This is a genomic window from Bacillus proteolyticus (genome assembly GCF_001884065.1).
Lineage (GTDB): Bacteria > Bacillota > Bacilli > Bacillales > Bacillaceae_G > Bacillus_A > Bacillus_A proteolyticus.
The window spans coordinates 1-345 of sequence record NZ_MACH01000059.1 but is presented as its reverse complement, the minus strand read 5'-3'; the positions used below and the strand labels follow the sequence as shown (position 1 = coordinate 345).

Sequence of the window (345 nt, the reverse complement as noted above, 5' to 3'; positions counted from 1 at the left end):
AAAAGGGAAAACGGATGAAAAAGGTGTAGCGAAATTCAAACTACCATACGGAAAGTACACGTATAAAGAAACGATAGCGCCAAATGGTTACGTAGTAAATGAAGAGACATTCGCATTTGAAATAAAAGAGAATGGAGAAATTATTAAACATATTGTCCAAGATAAGAAGGTAGAAGGTGAATTAGAAATAACGAAAGTAGATGTAGCAGATGGAAATACGAAACTGCCAAATGCAGAGTTTACAATCTACAACGAACAAGGGAAAGAAGTAGTAAAAGGGAAAACGGATGAAAAAGGTGTAGCGAAATTCAAACTACCATACGGAAAGTACACGTATAAAGAAAC

The 345-nt window shown here is 35.1% G+C and carries 1 protein-coding gene; it reads left to right on the top strand.

What is annotated here, in order from left to right:
• Positions 1 to 345 (top strand): MSCRAMM family protein (locus BAQ49_RS09590; protein ID WP_279626796.1); only part of this gene is annotated, 345 nt, incomplete at both ends.